This window comes from Streptomyces sp. NPDC059443 (assembly GCF_042750105.1).
Lineage (GTDB): Bacteria > Actinomycetota > Actinomycetes > Streptomycetales > Streptomycetaceae > Streptomyces.
This window is the reverse complement of sequence record NZ_JBHYVM010000071.1, coordinates 1-3222: the sequence shown is the minus strand read 5'-3', so window position 1 is coordinate 3222 and position 3222 is coordinate 1. Positions and strand designations below refer to the sequence as shown.

4 protein-coding genes are annotated in these 3222 nt (G+C 71.5%); 3 read left to right on the top strand and 1 reads right to left on the bottom strand.

The window, feature by feature from the left end; translation table 11 throughout:
* The coding region (locus ACFXDJ_RS35780; RefSeq protein ID WP_384663908.1) for an adenosylhomocysteinase at positions 1–95 on the top strand (95 nt) is incomplete at its 5' end.
* Positions 96–205: 110 nt separating this feature from the next.
* Positions 206–826: a hypothetical protein gene (locus ACFXDJ_RS35775; RefSeq protein ID WP_384663906.1), complete on the top strand. Its 621-nt coding sequence runs from the start codon at positions 206–208 to the stop codon at positions 824–826.
* A gap of 1 nt (position 827) precedes the next feature.
* Here ACFXDJ_RS35775 and ACFXDJ_RS35770 read toward each other — a convergent pair whose 3' ends face one another.
* Entirely contained in the window at positions 828–1772 is a 945-nt protein-coding gene (locus ACFXDJ_RS35770; RefSeq protein ID WP_384663905.1) for an RDD family protein, read from the bottom strand.
* A gap of 129 nt (positions 1773–1901) precedes the next feature.
* On the opposite strand from ACFXDJ_RS35770, the gene ACFXDJ_RS35765 reads away from it, so the two are divergent.
* Positions 1902–2909: a stage II sporulation protein M gene (locus tag ACFXDJ_RS35765; RefSeq protein ID WP_384663903.1), complete on the top strand. Its 1008-nt coding sequence runs from the start codon at positions 1902–1904 to the stop codon at positions 2907–2909.
* Positions 2910–3222: the final 313 nt, after the last annotated feature.

The window sequence follows — 3222 nt, the reverse complement described above, 5'->3', positions numbered from 1 at the left end:
TCGGCGTCAAGCTGACCACCCTGCGCCCCGAGCAGGCCGCCTACATCGGCGTCCCGGTCGAAGGCCCGTACAAGGCCGACCACTACCGCTACTGAGCCCACCGGATCCCCGAGGATCCCGAGCGGCGAACAGCGCGAAGCAGGCCCCCGGCACCACGCCGGGGGCCTGCCCCGTACCCGCTCCGAGCACCAAGGAACACGCCCCGATGCCCCGAGGCCGCTACTCGCTCCACGACACCCACGACCACACCCCCCTCGGCGAGGAGCACTTCCACTGCGCCCCCGGCCCCTCCGGCTGGCGCTACGTATCCCAGCTCACCGCGCCCGACGGCGCACACCGGGGCTCCGTGGACCTGGCCGTCGACGAACTCGGCCGCCCCATCCGCCTCGAAGTCAACGCCTCCAGCTGGCAGGTCCGCGGCGCCGCCATCGACGGAGTCACCTGGGTCCGCACCGACCCCGCCGGCGCCGAAGCGACCGAGGGCAACGTCCGGGGGGCCTCCGGTTTCACCGGCACCTCACCGGCCTTCCTCATCGCCACCGCCCGGCTGCTGCGCCTCACCCCCGGCGCCCCCGCCACCCGGGTCCGCCTCGTCGCCCTGACGGACCCCGTCCTGGCACCCCGTACGGTCGACCAGGCGTGGGCCCTGCTGCGCCGCACCGAGCACGCCACCGACAGCGGACCGCTCCTGGTCGACGAATACCAGGTCAGCGCCCTGGACACCGGCGAGGTCCACACCATCCACATCGCCGGAGACGTGGTCCTCTCGGCCCCCGGCATCGAACTCGAACACCTGGAAACCCCGCCCTCGGCCTTCGAGCAGTAGCTCAGGCGGGCGGCGCGAACCCGGTGGCCCGCGGCGGCTCCACCCGTACGGGCGCCACGGCCGCCGCCGCGGCCACGACGGGCGCCGCCGGCTCGGCGTGGGGCAGTACGGGCATGGCGCCGTACGGCGCGGGAGGAGCGACGACCGCCGGAGCCGGCGCGTACACCTGGACCTGCGGCTGCCGCGCCTGGACACCGGCGGGAGAGAAGGCCCGGGCCGCGTCCCGCGACTGCCGCTCGTGCACCACCGCCATCAGGAACGCCGCGGCCGGCACCCCGACGGGTGCGGGGGCCCCCGTACGCGCCACCAGATCGTCCGCCAGCCGCGCCGCCATGGCCGCGCCCATCTGCGGATCCAGCTGGTTCATCCGGGTCAGGTACTGCCGGATCGCCAGCCACAGACCGTCCGGGACCCCCGACAGGTCCAGCGCGCCGAACCGCCCGGCCAGCCACGGCGGCGGCGGAGGTACCGGCATCACCCGCGCCCCGGGCACCCGCTCCCGGATGACCAGGGTCCCCGCGAAGACGTCGCCCAGCCGCCGCCCCCGCGCGGAAACCAGCGAGGCGATGACGGCCACGGCCCCGAAGAACATGTACAGCTCGACGACCCCCATGGCCCCGCGCACCAGCGCGTGCCGGAAGCGGATCGGCCCGCCGTCATCGCGCACCACGCGCAGCCCGCAGGCCAGCTTGCCGAGCGAGCGCCCGTGGCTCAGCGTCTCCACCGCGATCGGCACGCCGACGAGGACGAGGATGAACGAGGACACGGTCACGGCGGCCTGGGCCGCGTCGTCCAGCGAGGCGGTGGCGAAGGTCAGCCCGATGGTGATGAGCAGATAGCCGGCGAAGTAGACGGCCATGTCCAGCATGACCGCCAGGGCCCGGCTCGGCAGCCTCGCGGGCCGAAGCCCCAGGACGACCGCGTCCCCCGTCACCAGATCGCTCACCGGTACACACACCCTTCACCTGACCTGACCCGCCCCTTTGGCATCCAGTCTGCCAAGCTGACGACGGAAGAAGTAGGAAAAGCAGGGGCCGTTCATTCGGAGCACCAGGGGCAGGGGAGCGCCAACCGCATGGATCTCGACGTCTTCGTGGCAGCGCACCAGGCGGAGTGGGCCCGTCTGGAACAGCTCCTGGGCCGGGGCCGTCGCCTCACGGGCGACGAGGCCGACGAGCTCGTAGCGCTCTACCAGCGCACTTCCACCCACCTCTCCCTCATCCAGTCCAGCACTCCGGACCCCATGCTCACGGGCCGCCTGACCCAGCTCGTGGCCCGCGCCCGTGCCACGGTGACGGGCGCCCGCCGGGGCGGTTGGCGCGACGCGGCCCGCTTCTTCACCGCCGGCTTCCCGGCCGCCGTCTACGTCAGCCGCCGCTGGTGGATACCCACGGCGGTGATCTCCACGGCGATCGGCGTCCTCGTCGGCTGGTGGATAGCCGTGCACCCCGAGATCCAGAGCGCCATCGGGGCCCCCGAAGACCTCAAGGCGATGACGAAGCCGGGCGGCGAGTACGAGACGTACTACTCCAGCCACCCGGCTGCCTCCTTCGCGGCCCAGGTCTGGACGAACAACGCCCAGGCCGCCGCGATGTGCCTGGTCCTCGGCGCCTTCCTGGGCCTGCCCGTGCTGTACATCCTGTGGCAGAACATGCTGAACCTGGGCGTGGGCATCGGGCTGATGTCCGGGGCCGACCGCCTCGACGTCTTCCTCGGCCTGATCCTCCCGCACGGCCTCCTCGAACTGACGGCGGTCTTCGTCGCCGCCGGTACGGGCCTTCGCCTGGGCTGGACGGTCATCGACCCGGGCCTGCGAACCCGCAGGGCGGCCCTGGCCGAACAGGGCCGCGCCGCCCTGGGCATGGCCATGGGTCTGACGGTGGTCCTGTTCGTCTCGGGCCTGATCGAAGGCTTCGTGACCCCCTCCGGCCTGCCCACTTGGGCCCGCATAGCCATCGGCGTGGCCGCCGAGACGGCCTTCCTGCTCTACGTCTACGTCCTGGGCGGTCGCGCGGCCCGCGCGGGCGAGGTGGGCGACGTGGAGCTCGGCGACCGGGCGGCGACTCTCCCCACCGCGGCCTGATGTGCGTTTCGGCCCCCTGAGCTGCTAGTCTCCTCCCCTGTCCCGCAAAGACCGTTGACACGGAGCGCGCGGGGAGGTAGATTCGAACGGTTGCCTCGAACTGGACAAGTTCGGCAGCGATGGTTTAAGATCTTTCTCGCCCCCAGGAATTGAATTCCAAGCGGGCACACTCGACTCTTCATTCAGGAATCGGAAGCCGGGAAATCCGGTGGAAAACTTCTGATAGAGTCGGACTCGCCGGAAAGGGAAAAGCGCGAAAGCGCAGGACCTGGAAGGCGGAAAACAAGCGAGACTGACTCTGATAGAGTCGGAA

Bases quoted from the DNA above. Each gene is read 5' to 3' on its own strand.
- ACFXDJ_RS35775 (WP_384663906.1), top strand. From the start codon at position 206: ATGCCCCGAGGCCGCTACTCGCTCCACGACACCCACGACCACACCCCC.
- ACFXDJ_RS35765 (WP_384663903.1), top strand. From the start codon at position 1,902: ATGGATCTCGACGTCTTCGTGGCAGCGCACCAGGCGGAGTGGGCCCGT.